Origin of the sequence: Aquiflexum balticum DSM 16537, from assembly GCF_900176595.1 — a bacterium.
Lineage (GTDB): Bacteria > Bacteroidota > Bacteroidia > Cytophagales > Cyclobacteriaceae > Aquiflexum > Aquiflexum balticum.
This window is the reverse complement of record NZ_LT838813.1, coordinates 901,985-926,878: the sequence shown is the minus strand read 5'-3', so window position 1 is coordinate 926,878 and position 24,894 is coordinate 901,985. Positions and strand designations below refer to the sequence as shown.

20 protein-coding genes and 1 pseudogene are annotated in these 24,894 nt (G+C 42.5%); 15 read left to right on the top strand and 6 right to left on the bottom strand.

Annotation, left to right across the window (positions count from 1 at the left end):
* Positions 1-47: 47 nt before the first annotated feature.
* The 11 genes from B9A52_RS25830 (at position 48) to B9A52_RS04080 (ending at position 13,025) form a co-directional block, all read left to right on the top strand.
* Positions 48-410: a HEPN domain-containing protein gene (locus B9A52_RS25830; protein ID WP_172805163.1), complete on the top strand. Its 363-nt coding sequence runs from the start codon at positions 48-50 to the stop codon at positions 408-410.
* A 136-nt stretch (positions 411-546) separates the two neighbouring features.
* Complete coding sequence (locus B9A52_RS04125) at positions 547-5,454, top strand: 2-oxoacid:acceptor oxidoreductase family protein (RefSeq protein WP_084119116.1); 4,908 nt, start codon at positions 547-549, stop codon at positions 5,452-5,454.
* Positions 5,455-5,458: 4 nt separating this feature from the next.
* Positions 5,459-6,808: an electron transport complex subunit RsxC gene (rsxC, locus tag B9A52_RS04120; protein WP_084119115.1), complete on the top strand. Its 1,350-nt coding sequence runs from the start codon at positions 5,459-5,461 to the stop codon at positions 6,806-6,808.
* A complete protein-coding gene (locus B9A52_RS04115) occupies positions 6,801-7,814 on the top strand; it encodes an RnfABCDGE type electron transport complex subunit D (protein WP_084119114.1) in 1,014 nt (337 codons plus the stop codon). Before rsxC ends, B9A52_RS04115 begins: the two co-directional genes overlap by 8 nt.
* The gene (locus B9A52_RS04110; RefSeq protein WP_084119113.1) at positions 7,811-8,500 is read left to right on the top strand and encodes an FMN-binding protein; all 690 of its coding nucleotides are present in this window, start codon (positions 7,811-7,813) and stop codon (positions 8,498-8,500) included. Before B9A52_RS04115 ends, B9A52_RS04110 begins: the two co-directional genes overlap by 4 nt.
* A 2-nt stretch (positions 8,501-8,502) precedes the next feature.
* Positions 8,503-9,144 (top strand): electron transport complex subunit RsxE, encoded by a 642-nt coding sequence (rsxE, locus tag B9A52_RS04105; RefSeq protein WP_084119112.1) that lies wholly within the window; start codon positions 8,503-8,505, stop codon positions 9,142-9,144.
* A complete protein-coding gene (locus B9A52_RS04100) occupies positions 9,141-9,719 on the top strand; it encodes an electron transport complex protein RnfA (RefSeq protein ID WP_084119111.1) in 579 nt (192 codons plus the stop codon). Before rsxE ends, B9A52_RS04100 begins: the two co-directional genes overlap by 4 nt.
* A 291-nt stretch (positions 9,720-10,010) precedes the next feature.
* Complete coding sequence (locus tag B9A52_RS25385; protein WP_157370064.1) at positions 10,011-10,184, top strand: hypothetical protein; 174 nt, start codon at positions 10,011-10,013, stop codon at positions 10,182-10,184.
* A 100-nt stretch (positions 10,185-10,284) separates the two neighbouring features.
* On the top strand, positions 10,285-11,142 hold the full coding sequence (locus tag B9A52_RS04090) for a ferredoxin reductase domain-containing protein (protein ID WP_084119109.1): 858 nt from the start codon (positions 10,285-10,287) through the stop codon (positions 11,140-11,142).
* Between the two features lie 377 nt (positions 11,143-11,519).
* Positions 11,520-12,383 carry an RnfABCDGE type electron transport complex subunit B gene (locus B9A52_RS04085; RefSeq protein WP_084119108.1) on the top strand — a complete coding sequence of 288 codons (864 nt, stop codon included), beginning with the start codon at positions 11,520-11,522 and terminating at the stop codon, positions 12,381-12,383.
* A gap of 339 nt (positions 12,384-12,722) precedes the next feature.
* Complete coding sequence (locus B9A52_RS04080; RefSeq protein ID WP_231955479.1) at positions 12,723-13,025, top strand: nucleotidyltransferase family protein; 303 nt, start codon at positions 12,723-12,725, stop codon at positions 13,023-13,025.
* A gap of 286 nt (positions 13,026-13,311) precedes the next feature.
* Here the strand turns inward: B9A52_RS04080 and B9A52_RS04070 are convergent, their stop codons facing one another.
* The 6 genes from B9A52_RS04070 to B9A52_RS25825 form a co-directional block, all read right to left on the bottom strand.
* Positions 13,312-14,250: an IS256 family transposase, variant Zn-binding type gene (locus tag B9A52_RS04070; RefSeq protein WP_084119107.1), complete on the bottom strand. Its 939-nt coding sequence runs from the start codon at positions 14,248-14,250 to the stop codon at positions 13,312-13,314.
* Positions 14,251-14,377: 127 nt separating this feature from the next.
* Positions 14,378-14,566, bottom strand: coding sequence for a hypothetical protein (locus B9A52_RS04065; RefSeq protein WP_084119106.1), 189 nt, complete (start codon positions 14,564-14,566; stop codon positions 14,378-14,380).
* Positions 14,567-14,596: 30 nt separating this feature from the next.
* A complete protein-coding gene (locus B9A52_RS04060) occupies positions 14,597-16,282 on the bottom strand; it encodes an adenylate/guanylate cyclase domain-containing protein (RefSeq protein ID WP_084119105.1) in 1,686 nt (561 codons plus the stop codon).
* A gap of 37 nt (positions 16,283-16,319) precedes the next feature.
* Positions 16,320-16,700: a response regulator transcription factor gene (locus B9A52_RS04055; RefSeq protein ID WP_084119104.1), complete on the bottom strand. Its 381-nt coding sequence runs from the start codon at positions 16,698-16,700 to the stop codon at positions 16,320-16,322.
* Between the two features lie 45 nt (positions 16,701-16,745).
* On the bottom strand, positions 16,746-20,129 hold the full coding sequence (locus B9A52_RS04050; protein WP_084119103.1) for a response regulator: 3,384 nt from the start codon (positions 20,127-20,129) through the stop codon (positions 16,746-16,748).
* A gap of 401 nt (positions 20,130-20,530) precedes the next feature.
* The gene (locus tag B9A52_RS25825; protein WP_172805161.1) at positions 20,531-20,689 is read right to left on the bottom strand and encodes a hypothetical protein; all 159 of its coding nucleotides are present in this window, start codon (positions 20,687-20,689) and stop codon (positions 20,531-20,533) included.
* Between the two features lie 595 nt (positions 20,690-21,284).
* Between B9A52_RS25825 and B9A52_RS26445 the strand changes: the two are divergent.
* The 4 genes and pseudogenes from B9A52_RS26445 to B9A52_RS04030 all read left to right on the top strand — a co-directional run.
* Positions 21,285-21,773, top strand: a pseudogene (locus B9A52_RS26445) (amidase family protein); the annotation flags it as partial.
* Positions 21,774-21,781: 8 nt separating this feature from the next.
* Complete coding sequence (locus tag B9A52_RS04040; RefSeq protein ID WP_084119101.1) at positions 21,782-22,822, top strand: amidase; 1,041 nt, start codon at positions 21,782-21,784, stop codon at positions 22,820-22,822.
* A 285-nt stretch (positions 22,823-23,107) separates the two neighbouring features.
* The gene (locus B9A52_RS04035; protein WP_231955477.1) at positions 23,108-23,797 is read left to right on the top strand and encodes a DUF6088 family protein; all 690 of its coding nucleotides are present in this window, start codon (positions 23,108-23,110) and stop codon (positions 23,795-23,797) included.
* Entirely contained in the window at positions 23,794-24,789 is a 996-nt protein-coding gene (locus B9A52_RS04030) for a nucleotidyl transferase AbiEii/AbiGii toxin family protein (protein WP_084119099.1), read from the top strand. The genes B9A52_RS04035 and B9A52_RS04030 overlap by 4 nt, the downstream gene beginning before the upstream one ends.
* The last annotated feature ends 105 nt before the right edge of the window (positions 24,790-24,894 follow it).

Genomic DNA, 24,894 nt, shown 5'->3' with positions numbered 1-24,894 from the left:
TACCTTGTTCAGAAATGATGGATTATAAAACCCCTAAAATTTTAGCCATGAACGAAATAAAATCAAAAACCACCCTGACAGAGGCAGAGGAAATGTTCAATAATGCACAAGAAGAACTTTGCAGACCAGAAGAGGATGTTGTTCATTATAATGCCTGCAAAAATGCCTATAAAGCTATAGAAAAATATATGACCGGTTTTTTACTCAACCATGGTATTGGGATTCAAAATTCACATTCAATTCAAGACCTCTTGATCCAGTGCCGTAAAATCGATTCCAAATTCAATGATCTGAACCTCGATTATGTAATGGATGCGGAGAACGTAGATAAGCTGATGATCAATTTGTCTACGGCAAAGGAATTTATAAACCTTGCCGGAAAAACCCGAAAATTGGTGGGCATACAATGAAATTCTGACCAGGATTTTTCCTTCTTGTTGGCTTTATTCAATCAAACGCCAAATTGATTTTGTACCCCTGTAAGAAAAATATACAACAGCCTTCAATTCTTTAAAAACTAATAAAACTGACAATCCAAATACTGTCATGGAAAATAAAAACAAGCAATTCAAATATCCAGGTACCCGGGTAGCCCTCGATGGCAATACCGTTGCCATCATGTGTGAGCGTGAATCCTCAGATGCGGCAGGTGCCTATCCCATTACCCCATCTACCCAAATGGGAGAATACTGGGCGGAAGAAGCCGCCAAAGGTCACCTCAATATTTCTGATAGACCCTTGATTTTTATTGAACCGGAAGGTGAGCATGCTGCGGCAGCAGTTACTGCGGGACTTTCCATGACCGGGCTGAGGGCAGCAAACTTCTCCTCAGGTCAGGGGATTGCCTATATGCACGAATCATTGTATGCAGCAGTGGGCAAGAGACTGACCTACATTCTCAACATCGGGGCCCGGGCCATGACCAAATCCACGCTCAACGTCCATGCGGGCCATGATGACTACCATGCTATTGATGACACCGGATTTTTTCAGTTGTTTGCCAAAAACGCACAGGCAGTAGCTGACCTCAATATCATTTCTCACCGTATTGCTGAATTGGCACTAAACCCAGGAGTAATTGCCCAAGATGGATTTTTGACCACACACCTGATTGAATCCTTGATGTTGCCCGAGCGGGAATTGATCAAGGAATTTCTGGGCCGCCCTGATGACATCATCAAAACCCCAACCCCATCACAAAGGATGATATATGGTGAAATGAGGCGGAGAATTCCTGAGATTTGGGATGTTGATAATCCCATGATGGCCGGAATTGTCCAAAACCAGGATTCCTACATGCAGAGTGTGGCAGCCCAGCGTCCATTTTTCTTTGACCATATCAGGGAATTGACAGATCAATCTTTTGAAGATTACTATAAACTGACCGGCCGGAAATATGAAAGGGTAATGACCTACAAGGTCGAAGATGCAGATTATCTGATTCTTGGACAGGGCAGTGTCGTTCCCAGTGCGCAGGCAGTGGTGGACTATTTGAGAAAAACCCGGGGCATTAAAGTCGGCGTGGTGGATTTGGTTATGTTCCGACCATTTCCAGCAGATCTTTTGGGCCATATTCTGAAAGGCCGAAAAGGCGTGACCATCCTGGAAAGGTTGGATCAGCCATTGGCGGAAGATTCTCCCATTATGAGAGAAACCCGAGCCGTGATTTCAAAATGTATTGAAAACGGGAACTTTAAAAAAGACAAACCCTATCCCGAATTGGCCACATACGCTCACGGTGATATGCCTTCCTTGTATACAGGTTCATTTGGAATGGGTAGCCGTGACCTTCAACCTGAAGGTATCATTGGTGCAGTAGAGAATATGCTTCCAAATGGAAAGCATAAAACCAGATTCTATTTGTCCATAGATTTTATCCGGGAGAATGCTTTCACACCCAAGCAAAGGGCGCATCAGGAAACCATTCAGGAATCTTATCCTTTGGTAAAAGAATTGGCCCTTCACGGTTCTGAAAATCCCAACCTGATGCCCAAAGGCGCCATCACGGTGAGATTCCACTCTATAGGTGGTTGGGGCGCGATTACAACAGGTAAAAACCTGGCAATGACACTCTTTGAATTGTTGGGATATGACATCAAAGCCAATCCAAAATATGGTTCTGAAAAGAAAGGGCAACCCACGACTTACTACCTTGCCGCCGCCCCCGAACCGATCAATATCAACTGCGAATACTATTTCGTGGATGTGGTGCTTTCTCCTGACCCCAATGTATTCAAGCATACCAATGCTTTGGCGGGCTTAAAAAAAGGTGGAACTTTTATCATTCAAAGTGAGCGGAAAACAGCCGATGAAGTTTGGGCAGACATTCCGAAACATTATCAAAAACTCATCATTGACAATGAAATCCGGGTATTTTATGTAGATGGATTTAAGATTGCCAGAGAAGAGGCATCGGATGTTGAACTACAATTGAGGATGCAGGGGATTGCCTTCCAAGGCGCTTTCTTTGCGGCTTCACCTTTGATGGAAAAAGCAGGTCTCACCGATGTGGCATTACTGAAAGCCATCGAAGACCAATTGCAACATAAGTTTGGCGGCAAAGGCCAACGCGTAGTTGATGACAACATGCGTGTAGTAAAGCGTGGTTTTGATGAAGTGTATGAAATCAAAAACAAGGTCTTTGGTGCTCAAACAGAAAAAACCAACGGACAGTTGGTAGCAACCATCCCAAGTATTCTCAAAACAACCCCGCAGAGTGAATCCAAACTAAGTGATATCCACAGGTTCTGGGAACAGACCGGGAATTTCTATCAAACAGGTCAGGGCAATGACAACCTCACCGACCCATTCATTGGATTGAGTGTAATGCCGGCTGCATCTTCCTTGTTCAGGGACATGACCGGAATCCGTTTTGAGCATCCCGAATGGGTGCCCGAAAATTGTACTGCTTGCGGTAACTGTTACACCGTTTGTCCTGATACCGCAATCCCGGGATTGGTTACGGAGTTGTCAGATGTGTTGGATACCGTATTGAAGCGGGTGAAAAGGAATCACGATAAGCTCGAGTTTTTGCCCAAAACCGTCAAACAATTAGAGCCCAGGGTGCGCACACTTTTCAATGAACCCCATGATGGCGTTACGGTCAATAACCTGATCAATGAAGCCATTGACGAGGTGATTGCCCAGGAGAAAAAAGATTCACAGCTTTCAACAGAATTGGGATGGTTCAGGGACGAGCTTGGTGATTTTCAATTTGCCTTGACCAGGCCTTATTATGACCTGCATGAAAAAAAGAACCCCAACAGTGGCGGCTTGTTCAGCATTACGGTAAACCCAAATACCTGCAAAGGCTGTATGGAATGTATTGCAGTCTGTGATGACGATGCATTGAGAATCGTGAAGCAGACGGACGAGTCAGTAGACAGACTGCGCAAAGAGTGGAGTGTGTGGAGTGACCTTCCCAATACCCCTAAAAAATTCAACCGTGTTGATAATTTGGAAGAAAAGATAGGTCCTTTGGAAACCATCTTGTTGGACAAAAATGCTTACCAAAGTTTTGCAAGCGGAGATGGTGCCTGCTTGGGTTGTTCCGAAAAATCAGTGGTTCACCTGTTTATGGCCACTGTGGAGTCTTTGATGATACCAAGGGTAGAAAAACATATAGCCTATCTTGAAGAACTGATCGAAAAACTGGAAAAACACATTCAGTTGAAACTCATGAATACTGTCAATATTTTGGACACCAACATGATGTCCAAGATTATGTCAGAAATGCAGGGCGGTGATCTGACGATGGCAGAAATTGCCAGTAGAATGGAATCCGAGAAAGGGTCTTCCCCCATAGACCAAGAATGGCTGAGGGAGACTTCTCAGACGCTGACCGGACTGAAACACCTGCATTGGAAATACACCAAAGGAAACACCGGAAAAGGCCGTTCTACCATGGGTATGACCAATGCCACCGGATGTACCTCGGTTTGGGGCAGTACTTACCCCTATAACCCATACCCATTCCCTTGGGCCAACCACCTCTTTCAGGACAGCACCTCCATGGCCATGGGTATATTTGAAGGCCACATGTCCAAAATGGCTGATGGTTTCAAACTCATCCGTAAAGCGGAATTGGAACTGAAAGGCAGTTATAATGCCCGTGAACAGAAAGAATTCTTCACCTACTTCAATTGGGGTCAGTTTACCGACGAAGAATGGAAATTATGTCCGCCTGTAGTCGCCTTAGGCGGGGATGGTGCCATGTATGATATCGGTTTCCAGAACCTTTCACGTATGATGGCTTCAGGTAAGCCGATCAAAGTAGTAGTAGTGGATACCCAGGTATATTCCAATACCGGAGGGCAGGCATGTACCTCGGGATTTATCGGACAGGTTTCTGATATGGCCCAGTATGGCAAAGTTTGGAAGGGGAAACCAGAACCCAGAAAAGAAATAGGACTGATTGCCATGGCGCATAGAAATACCTACGTCCTTCAAGGCACTTTGGCCAATACCAGTCAGATGATTGAAGGCTTTATCGACGGTCTGATGACCAAGCGCCCTGCTTTGTTCAACCTCTATACCACCTGTCAACCTGAACATGGCGTGGCAGATGACATGGGCGCACATCAGGCAAAACTGGCGGTGGAGTCCAGGGCTTATCCATTATTCCGATACAATCCCGACAAAGGAGTCACTCCTGAGGAAGCCTTTGATCTGGAAGGTAATCCTGCCATGCATCAAAACTGGCCGACCTACCAACTCAAATACATTGAAAACAACCGTCAAAAAACGATGGAAGTTGCCATGACATTTGCGGATTTTGCCTTGACAGAGGCCCGTTTCAGAAAGCATTTCCGAAATGCTCCCCGTGACACTTGGAATGAAAACATGGTGGTGCTGGAAGAATTTTTGGAAATGGAAGCGAGTGAAAGAGAAGGTAAATTCCCGTTCATCTGGGCGGTTGACAGAAAGCAGCACCTCACCCGCGTATTGGTTGCCAAGACGATGGTGGAATCCTGCGAAGAGCGACGTGATTTCTGGATCATGCTCAAAGCAATTGCAGGAGTAAAACCTGAAAGCAAAATGCCTGTCGAGGATCTTGAAAGTAAAGTGAGGGCAGAAGTGATAGGAAGGATTGCCAAGGGTTTGATGAAAATGGCAGGAGATGATGGTGCTGGAATTATGGATTTAGCTTTAAATGGAGAAAAAACGGAAGCAGCCAAACCAGCCGACACTGGAACCAATGGTCAATCCATGTCACCATGGTTGGAAACAGAATTCTGTACCTCGTGCGATGAATGCATCAAATTGAATCCCAATATGTTTGCCTACAACAACGATAAGAAGGCTTTCATCAAAGACCCCAATGCTGGACCATATCAGGATTTGGTAAAAGCAGCTGAAAAATGTACAGCAGGTGTGATACATCCCGGATTGCCGGCAGACAAAAGTGAAGCTGATATAGATAAGTGGATCAAACGAGGCGAAAAATTCAACTGATACCGTGCTGACCTCACTGAAAAATACCTTTAAACACGGTGTCCATCCGCCTGAAAACAAGGAAAAGACAAATGGACTGCCCATCAGGCAGTTTCCATTTGCCCCTCTTATTATTTTGCCTATGCAGCAACATATTGGAAACCCTTCTCAGATTATTGTCAGGGAAGGGCAGGAGGTATCCCGAGGACAATTGCTGGCAAAAGCGAATGGATACATGTCTGTGCCCATGCATTCCCCGGTATCGGGTAAAATCAGAAAAATTGGTAATGTTCCGCTTATTTCCGGCCAAACTTCCCCGGGAATTTATCTGGAGCCATTTCCTTATTCAGGGCAGGAGGTAGTGGAAGGCAATCCAATATCCTTAGACGCAAGTCCCGAGGAAATTCTGAAAGGTATTCAGGATGCGGGAATTGTGGGTTTGGGAGGCGCTGCTTTCCCTACCCATGTCAAACTTAAAATTCCGGAAGGAAAAACCTGTGACTACCTTATTATAAACGGAATTGAATGTGAACCCTATCTGACTACAGATCATCGGGTTATGTTGGAACAAGCGGATGATATTTTCACAGGAATCAGGTATTTATTGAAAGTGACAGGTGCCAAGGAAGTCATTATTGGAATTGAGGCCAATAAGCAAGATGCCGCTGATCATCTTTCATCTAAAGTCCCTACCGATTTGCCTGTCAAAGTACAGGTCGTTCCGGTGAAATACCCACAGGGTGCAGAGAAAATGCTGATAACGGCTTTGTTGGGCAAAGAAGTTCCTTCGGGAGGATTGCCCATTGAAGTCAATGCTGTAGTGGTGAATGTCGCGACAACTGCCGAAATCGGGAGACTATTGCCACATGGACAGGGCATACAGGAAAGAGTGATTACCATCACCGGACCCGGTGTCAAGAAAAAAGGCAATTACCTGATTCCCATTGGAACACCATTGCGCTATGTGCTGGAACAGGTCGGTGCTGTAGAAAATATAAGCGAGGTATATATGGGAGGTCCTATGATGGGTGTATCCGCATCAAGTTTGGATATCTCTATCGTGAAAGGAACTTCAGGTATCGTTGTCTTTGGAGATAATGAGGTACGGAAGGTGGATAAAATTTATCCCTGCATCAAATGTGGTGCTTGTGTTGATGCCTGTCCCATTTTTCTGAATCCATCAAGGCTTGGAATTTTGGCAAAATTTGAAGCCTATGATACCATGGCGGAGGAATTCAACTTAATGGACTGCTTCGAATGTGGTTCATGTTCCTATGTCTGTCCTTCAAACATTCCTTTGGTGCAGTATTTCCGCCTTTCCAAAGGAATAGTCAGAAAAAGAAATTCAGCTAAACAACCGAAAACAAATGCTTAGCAAGACCCTTCATATCAGCACCTCTCCCCACATCAACAAAGGTGTGTCCACGGACATGATTATGAAAAACGTGGTCTATGCCCTGATACCTGTTGCTTTGTTTTCAGTCTATGCTTTTGGAATCAATGCCTTGCTGGTTATTATTACCGCAGTAATTTCAGCTGTGATGACCGAACACCTGTTGTGCAGGTGGTCAAATCAGGAAAGTACAGTTTCGGATTGGTCGGCAATCATTACCGGACTTCTATTGGGATTGACTTTGCCACCGATATTTCCGCTTTGGATGACTTTCCTGGGCGGAGTCATGGCCATTGCTTTGGGCAAATTTGTCTTTGGAGGCTTGGGCTATAATGCCTTTAATCCTGCCTTGGTGGGCAGGGCCATCTTGCAGGCCGCATTTCCTGTGGCCATCACCACTTGGCATCCAGCCTTTTTGGAAGATCGCTTTGTCAGCATTTCCAAATCTGTTTTGGCATTCCCTTTTGCAACACCAGTTGTGGACGGAATCTCCGGTGCAACGCCCCTTTCTGCATTCAAGTTTGACCATATCACTACAGACAGTGCAGACCTAGCCTTGGGATTGATCAGTGGATCTACCGGGGAAACCTGCTCCTGGTTGATAGCCTTGGGCGGTATTTATCTGATTTATAAGAAAATGATGAACTGGAGAATTCCGGTTACAATTCTGTTGACGGTTTTTGTTTTGAGCGGCATCCTGTATCTCGTTGATAGCCAAATTTACCCTTCACCGACGTTCATGCTCTTCTCAGGAGGACTGATGCTTGGGGCTGTGTTTATGGCTACCGATATGGTAGGCTCACCCATCACACCTTTGGGAATAGTCATTTATGGAATATTTATCGGAGTATTGGTGGTAGTCATCCGAATCTGGGGAGGTCTTCCGGAAGGGGTGATGTACGCCATTTTGTTGGGAAATGCCCTTACGCCACAGATTGATAGTTTGATCAGGCCTAAAGTATATGGGACTAAAAAAGCAATGTCATGAGTACCAATAAAACCATTCAAACAGAAGCAACTGGAGGCAGCAAAAAAATGCTGATAGCCATGGTAGGGATCGGCGTTTTCTGTGCTTTAATGATTGTTTTGACTTATGAGGGCACCAAAGAAAGAATTGATACCCTCAAAGCGGAAGCATTGGAGAAAGCAGTTTTCAATGTTCTGCCCGGAATCACAAAAACGAGGATTTATGAATTGACAGCAGAGGGGACTTTTGTTCCTTCGGATGGCTTGGACCGAACCAAGACGGTGGTTTATGCAGGCTTTGATGAAAAAGATAATTTCAAAGGAGTGGCTATTGAAGCAAGTGGACAGGGTTATGCGGATGTCATCCGCATTTTATATGGATACGATCCATCTACGCAAACAGTCGTGGGGTTTTATGTACTTGAAAGTAAAGAGACACCCGGATTAGGTGATAAGATTGAAAAGGAGGAAAATTTCCTGGCAAATTTCAAAGCATTGGCTGTCCAACTCAATGCTGATTTGACCCAATTGGAAAATAAAGTTATACCGGTCAAACAAGGTGGTAAGACCCAACCCTGGGAGGTGGAAGGAATTACAGGAGCGACAATTTCTTCACGGACTATCGGGAATATTTTGGGTGAAAGTACCGCAACCATGGTTCCCTTGATTTATCATCAAAGGGATAGTTTCAAAGTCAATACAGATTAAAAATGAGCGCAGGAATAACAAAAAATCCGGAAATTAAAGCTGTGCCAAGCTCCACTGATGAATTTATCAAAGGACTTTGGCGGGACAATCCTGTTTTTGTGCAGGTGTTGGGCATGTGTCCTGTTTTGGCAGTTTCCAATACGGCAATGAATGCCCTTGCCATGGGATTGGCCACAGCGTTTGTTCTGCTGATGTCGAATGTCCTGGTGGCATCCTTGCGTAATTTCATACCCAAACAGGTACGTATTGCCTCCTATATTTTGATCATTGCCACATTTGTGACCGTTGTGGATTATGCCATTCAGGCCATCAGTGTGGATTTGCACAAAAATCTCGGAGCCTTTATTTCCCTGATTGTCGTCAACTGCCTGATCTTGAGCAGGGCAGAAGCTTTTGCATCCAAAAATACCATTGGAAAATCCATTATGGATGCTCTGGGAATGGGTCTGGGCTTTGTCTTTGCTCTGTTTTGCTTGGGTGCGGTCCGTGAAATTCTCGGTAACGGGACCTTCTTTGACATATCCCTCTTTCCCGATTCATTTCAGGCATGGATCATCATGATATTACCAGCTGGAGGGTTTTTCACTTTAGCACTTTGGCTCGTACTGTTCAATTTCTACAAAATTAAAAAAGCAAAGGCATGAACACGGAATCCTATTGGAGCATATTTATCAATGCCAGTTTGGTCAATAACTTCGTTTTGGCCTATTTCCTGGGCATCTGTCCTTTTATGGGTGTTTCCGGAAAAATGGAAACTGCCAGCAAAATGGGCGGGGCAGTGACCTTTGTGATGCTGATCAGTTCGGTTTGTGCTTATGGCATACATGCCTTGTTGGTGGCCATCAATGCCCCATTTCTACAATTGATCAGCTATATCGTCGTGATTGCTTCCACGGTACAATTGGTGGAGATGTTTATCAAGAAAATGAGTCCGGCTTTGTTCAGGGCTTTGGGGATTTTCCTTCCACTGATTACCACCAACTGTGCCATTTTGGGTTTGGCTTTGTTCCAAACCAACAAGGGATATGATCTTTCCCAAAGTCTGGTGTATGCCCTTGGTGCAGGTGTAGGTTTTACCCTTGCCCTACTATTGATGGCAGGTATCAGGGAGCAGTTGGGATTTGCTGAGGTGCCCAATGTGGTGAAAGGCACCGCCATTACATTGCTGATTGCAGGAATACTGTCGCTGACATTTATGGGATTTTCCGGATTAGGTTAAAATAAACCTGACAGGTTTAAAGAATAGAAAGCATTAGTAAAATCATTGAAATGTAAAAACCTGTCAGGTTTCTACCCCAAAGAATTAAGTTGACAAAATAGGATTAATAATTATGGATATGAGCAATTTTAGGAGTAAAACGGTAACTCAAAACAATTCTCGGAAAGATCCTAAAATTGACGATACTTCGGTCTTCCGACTTCGGTCTTCCGTCCCGTTTGCAAATGAATTTAAGGCTACTGGCAAGAAAGTGTATAACCATATTAATAACACATTGAAATGGAAACATTAATGACATATATAATTGGAATCGGGGCGATAGTCGTCATGATGCTCGCTTGGGTCTGGGTTCAGTCCCGGTGGAGGGAAACATTTTCGGAAAACATCTCCGATGAGGATGTTCTTGCCGAAAGAAGAAGCTGTGGCAACTGTGGTTGTGTGAAAGTGTGCAAAAAGGAAAAATAGCACAAAGTCTCCCCTTCCGTCTTCCGTCTTCCGTCTTCGGTCTCCCGTCTTCTAACCAGAATTACTTAAAAAATAACATCAACATCTAAATAGCACAACAATGTCCTATCTATCAGACCTCAATACAAAGCAGCAATACAAGGCCAAGGTGAAAAAAACCAAGCGTCTTACACCTGCAAATACTGAAGAAATACGCGAGATTGTACTTGAAGTTGGAAGTCCTGAATTCAAGTGTAAGGTGGACCAAAGTTTTGGTGTCCTCGTGGAACATAAAAGTGAATTTGGCAACGAGTTTCACCATCGCCTATACAGTGTGGCCGATCTACCTGAAACCAAAAACGGCAATGCCAATATCACCATGTTGGTCAAACGCTGTTCCTATGTGGATGATTTCAGCGGGGAACTGTATCATGGCGTGAGTTCAAACTACCTCTGCGACCGCCAAGTAGGAGATGAAATTACCATTACAGGACCCTTTGAATTGCCATTTAAAGTTCCTGAAGATAAAAACTCCAACCTGATATTGATAGGCATGGGAACAGGCATCGCGCCATTCCGTGCATTTGTCAAGCACATTTACAGCGAGGTAGGAGACTGGAAAGGAAAAATCAGGTTGTTTTATGGGGCCAAAAGCGGATTGGAACTCCTGTATCTCAATGATAAGGACGGAGACCTAACCAATTATTACGATGAAGCTACATTTGAAGCTTTTCATGCCTTGAGTCCCAGGCCACATTGGGAAGATCCGATTTCCTTGGATGCTGCCATTGAGGAAAGGGCAGAGGAAATTCTGGAGCTGCTGAACTATTCCAATACCTACATTTACATTGCGGGCTATGAAAAAGTAAAAGAAAACCTCAACAAGGCTTTTATCAACATCATGGGTTCAAAAGAAAAATGGGACAACCGCAAAGCGGAATTGATAGCGGGGAAGAAGTGGGCGGAGGTGATTTATTGAGAAAGACCGATGTTAGATGACCGATGACCGATGTCTGATGTCGGATGACCGAAGTTAATTTGACGGAAGACAGAAGACAGGAGACGGAAGCTAGCTACAAAAATGGGTTGAAAATAGCGTGCGTCATTCTGAACGAGCTTTGGTAAAGTTTGAAATTGAAAACCAACTCTATAGCGAAGTGAATGCCTGCCCCGTCCCGATAGCTATCGGGATTCGGGGAATCTCTATTGATGGAAAAAGTGTCATGTTAAATCAATTGAAGGACAGATGTAAATAATAACGCAACATCCGTCATCGGTCATCCGACATCGGACATTAAAAATATCGAACACCGAATAAAGAATATAGAATAACGAAGTGAAAAAACAAGGCTCCCCATGACAATACTAATCGCTTTACTTGCACTCGGCGGACTGACGCTTCTCTTGGCATTGATGCTGATCATTGCCAATAAGAAACTCTATGTCTATGAAGATCCGAGGATTGATGTGGTGGAAGGAATGCTTCCCCATGCCAACTGCGGTGCCTGTGGCTATCCTGGTTGCAGGCCTTTTGCGGAAGCATTGGTGAAAGAAGAAACATTGCCCGGAAAATGTACCGTAAGCAGTGAAGAAGGTAGAAAAGAAATCGCATCGTATTTGGGAGTGGATGCAGGTTCGGAAGAAAAACGGGTAGCGCGACTTGCATGTGCCGGTGGGATTAATGTGGCAATTAACCGCGCCAACTACGAGGGAATGAGCAGTTGTAGGGGAGCGGCATTGATATCCGGTGGGGGTAAGGGTTGTTCCTGGGGCTGCTTGGGACATGGAGACTGTGAGGTAGTCTGTGATTTTGATGCCATCAGTATGAATGCTTTTGGTATTCCTGTTGTCGATGAGGCAAAATGCACCGCCTGCGGAGATTGTGTCGAGGTTTGTCCCAAAGATCTTTTCTCCATTCATCCCATAAGCCACAGATTATGGGTGGCTTGCAAAAGTCTGGATGCAGGTGATGGGGTATTGGAGGATTGTGAGGTAGGTTGCACCGCCTGTGGCAAATGCGCTATGGATGCCCCCAATCTGATATCCATGGTCCATAATCTGGCTGTCATTGATTATTCGAAAAACCACCAAACCCAAGTCCCTATCCAAAGATGCCCCACAGGTGCAATTGTGTGGATAGATGAAAAAGAAGGTGTTATCAAAGGCGCTGAGGCCAAAAAAATTATAAGGAAAGGGAAATTGAAGATGGGTGAAAGTTGAGTTTTTTTATGGTTAATGTCTTTACAGACAGTTCAATTCCTGTTTATAAGTTACAGTTTTTTCTTAGCTATTCTCAAGTCAATTTTAAGATCGAACTTTTTTATCACTTGCTTTTAGGTTAATACCGCTGAAAGCTTCTTTAATTCAGCAAACCAAAAGTCCTATTGGAAGGTATGATAATTGAAAAATATTTTTAGTTTTATAGTAACCCTTAACAGGATATAGCGGAAAGCATGACAGAAAGGTCTGCTTTACTCTATATATTGTGGAAAGCAAACCTGTGGCAAATGCAAAACAGAACTCGCGGGAAAATAGTAACTTTGTGATTAAGATAGATAAATGATGAAAATTTCAGAGAAAAATATTGAACGAATCAAACAACTTTGCAAGGAATATAGAGTTAAGAACTTTTCGGTTTTTGGCTCTGTATTAACTGACGACTTTTCTCCAGATTCTGACATTGATTTCGTGGTTGACTTTGATGAATATGATCCTATAAAATATACGGATTTGTATTTTCAGCTCAAAGACAAATTAGAACAGATTTTAAAACGAAAAATCGACTTAATAGAAGAACGTGGGATAAAAAACTCTTTTTTCAGAAAGGAAATAGACGAGTCAAAAGTGGTCATTTATGGATAACAAAATAAATACTTGGCTTGAAGATATTTTAAGGTCAATTGACGAGATTTTTGACTTTTTGCCTGAAAAGAGAGATTTTTTAGAATTTCAGAAGGATCTAAAAAGGTAATGTGGTCAAAAATAGTTGGTGACTTTTACTGAAAAATTTATTATAATGTCACGCAGGTTTGAAGAGGACGTAAGCTCTGCTGAGGAGCAACTTACCAGCAATAAATCCTGCCAAGTGGAATGAAGGGGCTCCGTTTTTAGGAGCCTTTTTCCATGCTTCATTCTTCTTGTTCTATGGCTAAAGAAAACCTTTTCTTCTTGAATTTTTGAAGTACAGATACCACCTCAAGAAGCTTTTTCTATTTCTTGTTGAGAGTCCGCGGTGGATATTTAAATTGGTTTTTAAATGTCCGAAAAAAGACTCCAGACCGTTGGTTGATTTTGGGATCCTGGGATTATCCAGGTAAGCAAAAAGATTCGGCAAAGAGTTTTTCAATACATAAAAGGAACGTCTCAGCAGTTTGTGTTTATACCAATACTTTCCCGTTATGGGATTGACCGTTTTTTCATGAACAAACTGATGGTGCCGGGAATCCCAATTGGCCAGTTCGAGTAGCCAATAGCTGACTTCCTGTTTGGATTGGATAAGGTGAATGGTAGAGACAATTTTTCGGAGTTCCTGCCCGGAGATGCTCTTGGGATTGCTGGAAAGCCAGATTCTGCACATTCGCTGCACATGGATCACACATCGCTGAAGGGTGACCTGAGGGCAGACTTCGCGGATTGCCCTGAGCAATGCCCGGTGTCCGTCGCAGGTAATTGATTCGATCTGAACTCCAAGAATCAGCAGATTTTCCAGGTCTTCTTTTAGTTCTTCGTATCGTTCACCATCGCTGAAACGATAGAGCTGGGTAAATTTGATGGTGTTGTCCCGATACAAAATCAGGCATAAATCCTTGGTAAAATATGTGCCGTCAATGAGCAGATTTACCCGCTCGGAAGGGTAAACACTCAGCATAGGAGGTTCTTTCAAATACCTATTAAAGAGCCGCTGAATCGTGCTCTTGCTCAGGCCTGTCTCCGTAACCAATTGATCAAATGTACGCTTTCCGACTACCCATTTTTCAAACCACACAAACCGGTTGGATTTGGCTACCGAAGGGTTGGAACCGGTAAACAGAATTCCACAATTTTTACACTTATACCGTTGCTTCCCTGCCTGTTTTCCCCACTTGATTGAGTCAAGAAAACCACATGCCCAACACCTTTTTTTTTGAAGTTTTCATGAAACAAAAAAACCTTATTGAAACAAGTTTCAATAAGGTGTTCGTAATAAATTCAATATCAGACTGTTAGAAGGTGTTTTACCAACTATTTTTGACCATTAGATCTCTAAAAAAAACAAGGATTCTTGCCGGATCCAACCTGTAGGCCATCGACTTTGGGTGGCCTGCAAAAGTCTGGAAGCAGGTGATGGGGTATTGGAGGATTGTGAGGTAGGTTACACCGCTTGTGGTAAATTTGATGCCCCCAATCTGATCTCTATGATCCATAATCTACCTGTCATCGACTATTCCAAAAACCTATTTATATATCATTTCCTCAGCCCCATTCCAATTTTTAGGTGGGCCTTCGGCAAGGTATTTCTTGGCTTTTTCAAAAAAAACTTTAACAGTATGATCTGTTTCGTCTGAGGCCACAACTTTGCTGAAAAATTGTATGGAATGTTCAAATTGACCCTGTTGATACAGTTCCATTGCCATATCAAAATCACTCATATTTTGTTTCCTTATGGCGGCAAAGTCTTCTTCCATTCCATTCATACATTCTACCACACTCAGTATATTGTTTTTTCCCTTTAGTAGAACCTTTCCCAGACGCCTAAACATAAATTTTGAAGGATTTGGAATCCTTTTGAAGGTAATCTCACTGAGTAATAAGGGGGATTTATAATACTTGGTCAGACTTTCGATTCGGGCAGCTGTATTTACTGTATCACTGATAGTGGCTGCATCCAATCGGTGTTCATCACCGGTAATTCCCATGATCAGCGATCCGGTATGCATTCCAATGCCTGCATGGATGGGCAACTCTCCATTTTGAATCCTTATCTGGTTTAACTGTCTGACAGCCCTTTGCATCTCAATTGCTGCCAATAACGCATCTTCCGGTTGATTAGGGAAAATGGCCATAATGGAATCCCCGAGGTATTGGTTAATGAAGCCGTGATGGCGTCTGATTATTGGTCCTAAAACTTCATTGAATGAAGAAACAAAGCGGAAGTTTTCCTCGGGACTCATCCGTTCAGAAAGCGTGGTGAAATCCCGGATATCTGTAAATAAAACAGTAACAATTTTTTCAATCTGATCCCCCAATCTGACATCTGTAATATTCTCTTTGCCTAGGGAGGAAATGAACTCATTAGGGACGAATTTTTTGATAACCTCATTGATACGAAGTATGGCTTCTTCCCGCATCTTTATTTCCCGAATATTTTTCTCAAACAGTAAGGCCGACTCTATGGATGAGGAGGATTGCAAAGCCAAAGTCACCAAGAGCTTTAAGTGTGCAGCAGTAAATTGATCTGTGTGGGTACCTACCAGAATGATTGCACCAAGGACTCGATCCTTGCCTTTTAGGGTGGCGTATATGATACTCATTACATTTTCTGCAATCAGCCCACGTTCCTTTAATTCAGTGATATCGGTGATGATTGCAGATTGGCCATTGAGTCCAATCCTGAGCAATAAGGAAAAATTATTCTCCAAAATATGGGCATCAATCAGCTTTTCACCAGACATGGCCGGTACGCTTAATTTACGCTGATATTCGTCCAAGAACACAATTGCACCTGCATTGGCAGGGATTGAATTGGTAGAATGACTGAGCGTTATCTCTGCAATGGCTTCAAGGGATATAGCTTCCCCAAGATTTTCTGCGAAGGTGTAAATAATGTTAAGTTCCTGATAGAGATACAGCACTTCTGCCCCTAATTTCCTTTTTTCGCCCTCTTTGGAAATCAGCATTCCCAAAACTCCAACTACCTGATGAATCAGTTCGCTATTCCCGTAAACGGTAGCAAGTTTGGTGTTTTCAAAGTCAATTGGAACAGTGTGTTTAAAATCCTGAAATTCTTTGCTGCCATAAACTATCCTGTCAGAAGCATCGGTAATACAAATACTTGCCTGATTTTGAACACACCAATCGTCCAACCAAGGTATCAATGGTTCATTCCTGCCAAATAATGCTTTTATCGATACTTTTGCCATGTGTTTTTTTGAAATCAGGATCTTTTAAGCCAAATGCCTAGGTTAATTCAAGTACTTCCCGCGCTTTTTCCAAAAGCAATTCAGGATCAAAAGGTTTGGTCATATAAACGTCAGCACCTACATCCAAACCCTTTTGCCGATCCGACTCCTGACCCTTTGCTGTTAGCAAAACGATATAGATATCCTTAAAGCCCATTTCTTGTTTGACTCTGCGACAAACTTCCATCCCATTCAATTTGGGCATCATCACATCTAAAAATATAAGGTCCGGTTTTTCTGCTCCGATCACTTCCAAGGCCATTTCTCCATTTTCAGCGGTAAAAAATTCCACACCTTCATCCTCCAATTCTTCTAGGGTTTGCTCTATGAGCATGCGGATATGGGCCTCATCATCTACGATTAAAATTTTTTGTGACATACTTCAGTCAATTTATTTCCAGTGGTTAAAAGATTCTTTTATTGATTATTGATAAATGAAAAACAATACATTTTCCAATCCCTTTTCAAAGCGTAGGGTCTGAACTATTTCTTCATCCGCAGAGAGGATAGAATTGAGTATGATAATATCCGGCTGATTGGCAATTGCCTTTTCCACAAGTTCCTTTCCGTCAGACTCGACTACATGATAGCCTTTGGTTTGAAGGACTTCTGTTAATGTCCGGATGGCTGCACTGTCCTCATCTACCACCATTACTTTTCTTTTGGATTTGCCCTGTTCCAATAGTGCACTGATATCCTCAAATAACTGGGCAGTATCAATCGGTTTAGTCAAATAGCGATCTACACCAATGCGGAAACCCCGGGCTTTGTCCTGGACAATTGACAAGATGATGATCGGAATGTCCATTGTCTGAGGATCATTTTTCAAAATAGCGGCAACATCAAAACCATTGATTTCGGGCATCATGATGTCCAGAATGATCAGGTCGGGACGATGCTGCCTAATCGATTCTATGGCTTCTTTTCCATTGCTGGCCTCAGAGGTTAAATATCCTGCCTCCGTTAGCTCCTGACGCAAAAGAGATCGGATGGATTCCTCATCATCCACAATCAAAATGTGGGCATTTGCACCGACATCTTTAAGTTTTGAAAAAGTCATCTTTTCCTTCAACTGTTTGACCAAGTCATTGAGGTGAATCGGTCCAGCTGAAGTGGAGAGGTTTTCTTTTTCTACAAAAGGGATAGCAAAAGAAAATGTTGTTCCTTTTCCAACTTCGCTTTCCACCCAGATTCGGCCACCGGAGTGTTCGACAATTTCCTTGCAGATTGGGAGTCCCAATCCTGTCCCTTTTGGTTTATCGGTTAGTGTATCGCCTCCGATTTGCTTAAACTGCTCAAAAACGGCCCCAAAGTCTTCTTTGGCAATCCCCATTCCGGTATCCAAGATACTGGTGATAATTTCATTTCCAACTTGTTTTATCCTACAAGTGACAGAGCCTTTGTCTGTAAACTTGACTGCATTGGAAATCAAGTTGATAACTACCTGAATAAGTTTGTTGGTATCTCCGGTGATTGTTGGGATATTTGGGTCTATATCCCGGATCAGTTTTAAATTTTTCTGCTCAAATAAAGTTGTGGTTGCCGAAATTGCGCGTTCCACCACTTCGGGCATAGCTACCTCTTCCTGACTCCAATCCATCTTTCCTGCCTCGATTTTTGCCAAATCCAGCACATCATTGATCAGTGTGGTAAGCCGCTCTCCTTCCGAAATGACTACCTTGAGATTCTCTGAAACCTGGTTGATGGTCTTTTCTGTTTTGGGATCTTTTTGCTCGATCAAGGGGAATATTTTTTCCTCCAGCCTTTTCTGGATGATTTTGGCAAAACCCAATACCGAAGTAAGAGGTGTTCTGAGTTCGTGACTGACTGTGGAAAGGAAGGCGCTTTTTGCCTCATTGGCCTGTTCTGCAGATTTTTTGGCGGCTACCACTTCTTCGAAAAGCTGTGCTTTGTTGATAGCGACTCCAACTGAAGAGGCGATGGTAGAAAGTAAGTTTGAGTCACTTTCATTAAAGCGGTTTTCTGTTTCAGTGCTTTGTACACTTAAGACGCCAATGGCTTCCTTATCCCGAAAGATGGGCACTCCCAAATAAGATGCAGAAGGAATCCCTATTCTTTTTGCACCAAGCTGCAGAGTTACTTCCTCGATATCTTTGTTGATCAAAAGCGGTTTTCCGCTACTAATTATTTTTGATGTAAGGCCTTCTCCCATCTTTTGAGGAAGCATTTCCTCACCGTATTGGTAAGGGAAGTTGATCATATTGGTCTTTTTATCCAAAAATGCCAGATACACAATGTTTGCTTTGAATAGGTCCTTCATTTGATCTCCGACTAGATGAATGATTTCATCCAGAGAACTATAAGATGCGAGTGCATTGCTTACCCGGTTAACTGCAGAAAGTTCGTTGGCTTTTAGAGCAAGCTCATTTGCTTTTTCGTCGATTTCCTGTTTTTGTTGCTGCAGTAATAGGTTGGCTTTTTGTTTAAGGCGGTTATTTCGAAGCAATAAGAAAACGGTAATCAGAATTAGCCCTAGCACAATCAAAGCACTTATCAGGAAGTTTTGTTGGGATTTTTTCTGTTCACTCAGCAGGGCAATCTCATCTTCTTTTTTCTCAATTTCAAAATTATACTCCAATACTGAGGCTTTATTACTCACCTCTGCCGATGTCATACTGTCCCTGTAACTGATGTATGTTTTATAAAAATCATAGGCATTTCTAAAATCATTCTTGAGCGCATAAGCATCAGCAAGTACCTTGGCATTGTCCCGTATATCCTCCATATATCCTGTTTGGACACCAAGTTTATATCCTTGGTCTGCATAAAAAAGCGCACTGTCGGGCCTGTTTTGTTTCACATGGGCACGTGCTAAAATTCCGAATATCCAGGCATCAATCGTATTATTTCCAGATTTTTTGGCCTTTGTAAGGGATTGATATCCATATTGAAATGCCAAAGGCAAATTATCCATCCTTACATAAACATCAGCCAGATTACTTAGGATTAAAGAACTGTCTATTGAGGTAGTTGAGATATTTAAGCCTAGGTTATATTGCTCTATCGCCTCAGGATATTTTTTATTCAGTCGGTAATTTTCACCCAGTCCGTTATAAAGATCCTTTAACTCTTCATTTCCAAAATCAAGCTGTTTGTGAAGATCGGTCAGCTTTTGCAGATATTCATTTGACTTTTCATAATCGCCTATCAGGGTATATGTTTGTGCCAAGGCGTTCCAGGCATTATACAAGCGTGTCTGACTATTCAGTTTTTCTGCATTTTTAACTGATTTCATGCTATAATCCAAAGCCTGCGCATAATCTCCCAAAATAGTGTAGCTATTGGCAATTTGACGCTGTGATGTCTCTATCAATTCTAAATTACCCAATTGCAGGGCGGCTTTTTCTGCTTGGAGGGCATAAGAAAGTCCTTGCCTATAATCATTGATCCTATTATAGTAGGAAATAAAGTAAAAGTTAACTCTGTATTGCAATAATAAATTTTTGGTTTTTTTGGCAATGGAATCAGCCTGATTCAGTTGGGCAAAGGAGGTTTCCATGTTCCTGTTAATCAAGTTTAACCTTGATTGCAATGCCAGAGCAAATCCCTCTCCTTCGGCATAGTTTAATTTGCGGGAAAGTGAAAGCGCCTCGGCCGCATTTTTTTCTATTTCCTCGATTGGAATGGTTGGTGTACTGAAAGAGATTTTAATCAGGAGATTTACCCTGGCCGTATCCTGTTCGGTATGTTCCTGAATTTGTTTTCTTAATTCTTCTATTTCATTTGACTGGGCATGGCAATAAAAGGTGAGGGCGAATAAGGCCAATCCTAAAAAGACTTTTCTCATGAAGATCCAGAGGTTATGGTGATGTAATTAAAACAATCAGAACCAAAAGATAAATAGTAGAAATTTGAAAAACAAGACCATTGTTTTTGACTTCATGAGTGAGTTCATATTTTCGTCTGGAAAGAAGGATTTAGGCAATTGGCAGTTCAATAAGCAACTCTGTTCCAGAGCCTTCATGATTTACCTCTTCCGCAGGAAGGCCTGCCTGTTCGGAAGGCGGACCTGCCGGCCGATAAGGAGGGATTGGCACCTTTATTTCCTCCGAATGTACTTTTACAATATCATAGCACAAACTCAATCCCAGTCCCGTCCCCTGCGCAGTGGACTTCGTAGTGAAAAGGGCGGAAAGATTTTTTCTTTGATGGCATCGGGGATGCCGGGACGGTTGTCTTTGACGGAAATCAATATTTTCCCATCAACGCTTTTGTATTCACTAAAACTATAGGTTTATATCCATCTTCTCCCATTTTCTTTCTGCAATGATCGGTGTCTTCACGGACTGTTCCCTGTTTTTCTTTTTTGCTAAGGTCAGTCTCTTTCGTCAAGGTCTGTGTCTCCACAGACCATTTTTCACAAACCCCGCCATCAACGCCCTTGTTTGCGAATCCACAGACAATTCAATTCCTATATCAGAAAGATGACGGAACATCCATGTGAGCAAATGAAAAGCCCGCAGAACATGTTGGATGTGTAGATAATTAGCTTGATATTGTTGATATATACGCCATATGCACAAACCTTGTCAGCCATAGGGTAGGACAAAGTAGTTCTCAAACAAAAGGCTGACACATTACTGACAAGAATTCTCCATGGGGATAAGTAAGCGACTTTTATATAAGTAATTTGTACTTAAAAATTTATTAACGTTTGACAACATGAATATTGAAAACGAAAGAAGAGAATTCCTTCTTAAGTCGGGAGGACTTTTGCTAGGTAGTATGCTTCCTAGCTTACTCTGTGGACATTGGTTGCCTGAACAATTGCCCGAAGAAGTGTATGACGAGATAAATACATTTCTAATTTAATTCATTCAGAGGGTAATGAATTGGATAATTAATTGCTCGTGTACTATTGATTTATAATAAAAATTTGGGAATTCATCCACAGCAACTGATTATACCCAAACTGAAAATTCCAACGCATAAATAGGATATCATGCTAACCACTTCAAGACGCAAATTTATTGGTCAAATGGGTTTAGGAAGCCTGGCCATATTTATTCCCATCGGATGCAATAATAAGCAATCAGGGATAGGCATACAAGGTGAATCACCCTTACACTACAAAACGATTGTTGAAATCTCTAAAATGATCAAATCAAAGGAGATTTCATCCTTTTCCCTTACCCAACTCATGCTCGACCGGATTGAAACGGTAGATACCAGCCTGCACAGCTTTCTCACTGTAATGAAAAATACAGCTTTGGAAAGGGCAAGGGAATTGGACAAAGAACTTGAAGCAGGAAAATACCGCGGATTCTTGCATGGGGTTCCAATTGCAGTGAAAGACCTTTGCTACACCAAAGGAGTAGCTACCACAGGCGGGCTGAAGGTATTAAGCGACTTCGTGCCCGACTTTGACGCTACTGTGGTGAGCAAACTGGAAGCTGCTGGCGCCGTATTGCTGGGAAAACTAAATCTTACAGAAGGCGCATGGTTGGATATCACCCTGATTTCAAGATACCGAATAACCCCTGGGGGAAAGATTTGTGGGCGGGTGGATCGTCCAGTGGGTCGGGTGTGGCCACTGCTGCCGGACTATGTTTCGGATCACTGGGCACTGACACCGGAGGATCCATACGTTTTCCATCAATGGCAAACGGTATCGTGGGCCTCAAACCCTCCTATGGCCGAGTCAGTCGGCATGGCGTGCTTCCTCTTGCAGAATCACTTGACCATGTAGGACCTATGACCAGGTGTGTCACAGATGCTGCCATCATGCTTGAGGCGATTGCCGGTGAGGATCCCAACGATCCTACCTCCCTAAGCGAACCGGTCCCGGATATGCTTAAAGATATTGACAAAGGTGTCACAGGTCTTCGGATAGGATTTGACCGCGAATATGCGCTGAATGGTGTGGACCCGGGATTAGCCAGTGCAATTGAGAGCGCCATAGAAGTATTGGAGGGCCTGGGAGCTGAAATTGTGGAGGTAAAGGTTCCGGACCTTACGGAAGTTATAAAGACCTGGAACCTACTTTGCGCAGCAGAGGCAGCCAAAGCCCATCAGGCAAATTTCCCTTCAAGGTCAGAGGAATATGGAGCATATTTTCGGGAGTTTCTAGAAATTGGTAATCAGGTGAATCCATCCGAGATTGCTGATATCCGGCAAATCCGGGAATCCTTCAGCACAGCCTTTCGGGCCATGCTTTCCGAAGTTGATGCCATGCTTTCCCCTGCCGCAGGCAGCCCCTTTGCTATTCCTGAAGGATTACAGTACAAATCCCTTACCCATTGGAATGAAGTGTTGTCCGAAATCCTCGAGGCTTCCGCTACGAAGCATCCTGTTTTCTTTACGTTTCCTCATAACTATGCGGGAACCCCGGCATTGGTCGTTCCCTGTGGATTCTCCGATAAGGGGCTTCCCTACACGATGCAGCTTTCCGGCGGTTTTTTGGAAGAAGCAATGTTGTGCCGGATTGGTCATGCCTATGAAAAAGCAACAGACTGGAACTTGCAGCATCCACCTGTTTGACAGGCAGGTTTTGAGGGAAAAGGAAAGCAAGGATTCGTGCCGGTGTCTTCTGATATTCCTTTTTCGCGCAGTGCGGGATAGTAGCCCAGCGGGACTTTCCATTTCACCGAAAAGGTAGCAAGGTCTACGGATCTGAAAGGAAAAAATATAGATTTTTAATTGAATTTTCCGAGTTGTTCAGGCAAAATCAAATGTCAAGTTTTATGATCAGAAAACTTGACATTATGAAAATATATTTATCTTTGCAGTATGAACGTGTCATCGCAAATACGAACCAGAATAAATATGATACCTGAAGGAAAAACCTTTGGATATGCCGATTTACGCATTGCCAAAGAGGAGTATCAAACTGCTGCCAAAGCTCTGGAACGTTTACAAGCCAAAGGCATAATCAGAAAAATATCGAAAGGCGTTTTTTACAAACCCGAGCAAACCGTTTTTGGAGAACTAAAACCCGATTACAGCGAACAACTTCGGCCTTATTTATTTGAAAACGGCAAACGTATCGCTTACGAAACAGGTTATTCGCTATACAACCAAATGGGATTAACTACCCAAATGGCTTTTCGAATTAAAATAGCCAGTCGCAGCAAACGAATTTCTATTAACAGAGGAGCATTAAAGGCAGATGCTGTGAAGAGTTATGCTGAAGTAACCGAAGCCAATTATGAACTATTGGGATTTTTAGATGCCATTAAGGATATTAAGCGAATACCCGATTGCCCGGTGAGTCAGGCTGTAAAAATATTGAGCAGTAAAATCAGCAAACTGAACGAAAAGCAGATTTCAGATTTGGTGAAGTATGCTTTGCTCTATCCCACACGGGTAAGGGCATTAGTAGGTGCAATGTTGGAAAATCTAAACATACAGGCAAATACCAAAAAGCTAAAACAAAGTCTGAACCCACTTACAAAAGTGAAGTTGAGTTTAAAAGAAACAGAGTTGCCTACCATTCAAAACTGGAATATAGAATGAAACTGCATCAAAATACACAACTGTTTGGAGATGCGGTAAGGATTACGGCACAGCAAATGAATATCCCACCCGAGTTTGTAGAAAAAGACTATTGGGTTACCTATGCTTTGTTTACGATTTTCAATCACCCATCTGGCGTGGGCAAAGACACAGTGTTTAAGGGCGGAACAGCACTATCTAAGTGTTACAATATGATAGAACGCTTTTCCGAAGACATTGATTTGATAGTATTTAGACATGAAGGAGAAACAGACAGCAAGTTAAAATCTAAATTAAAAGCAATAAGCACGGTTGTAGAAACCGTATTGCCCGAAGTACATATTGAAGGTATTACTCATAAAATGGGCATGAACCGGAAAACGGCACACTCCTACAAAAAAGAATTTAAAGGCGATTACGGACAAGTAAGAGATCTCATAATTTTGGAATCAACTTGGCTGGGATATTACGAACCATACACCACCAAAAGTATCGTTTCATTTGTTGGTCAAATGATGTTGGATAATAGTCAGTCTGATATTGCCAAAGAAAACGGGTTACTTCCTTTTGACTTATTGGCATTAGGACCCATTAGAACCATTTGCGAAAAAATAATGAGCTTGGTTCGTTTTTCTTATGGTGAAAATCCGATAGATGATTTAAAGAAAAAGATAAGACACACTTACGATTTGCATAAGTTACTTAAGCAAGATGTAATTTTAGCATTCTTTCATTCAATAGCTTTTGATGAAATGCTTTTGAAAGTAGCAAATGATGATGTTAAAAGTTTTAAAAACAACAATAAATGGTTGATTCATCATCCTAATGAAGCACTCGTTTTCAAAGACTTGGAAAATGTATGGAGTGAGTTGAAAACAATTTATAGCGGTGACTTTAAAAACTTGGTGTATGGAGAATTACCAAAAGAAGAAGCCGTTTTGGAAACTTTAAAAATGATTCAAGAAAAATTAAAAACAATTTCTTGGACAATAAAAATTGAAGCCAAGGAATGAAAAAATAATTATAGGGTATCTAAAGAAATCAAGACCTGTTCGCTGGGAAACTAGCCTAGTAAAAAAAGAAAGCCAAAAGCATAAAATTTAGCTGCCTAGAGAAAT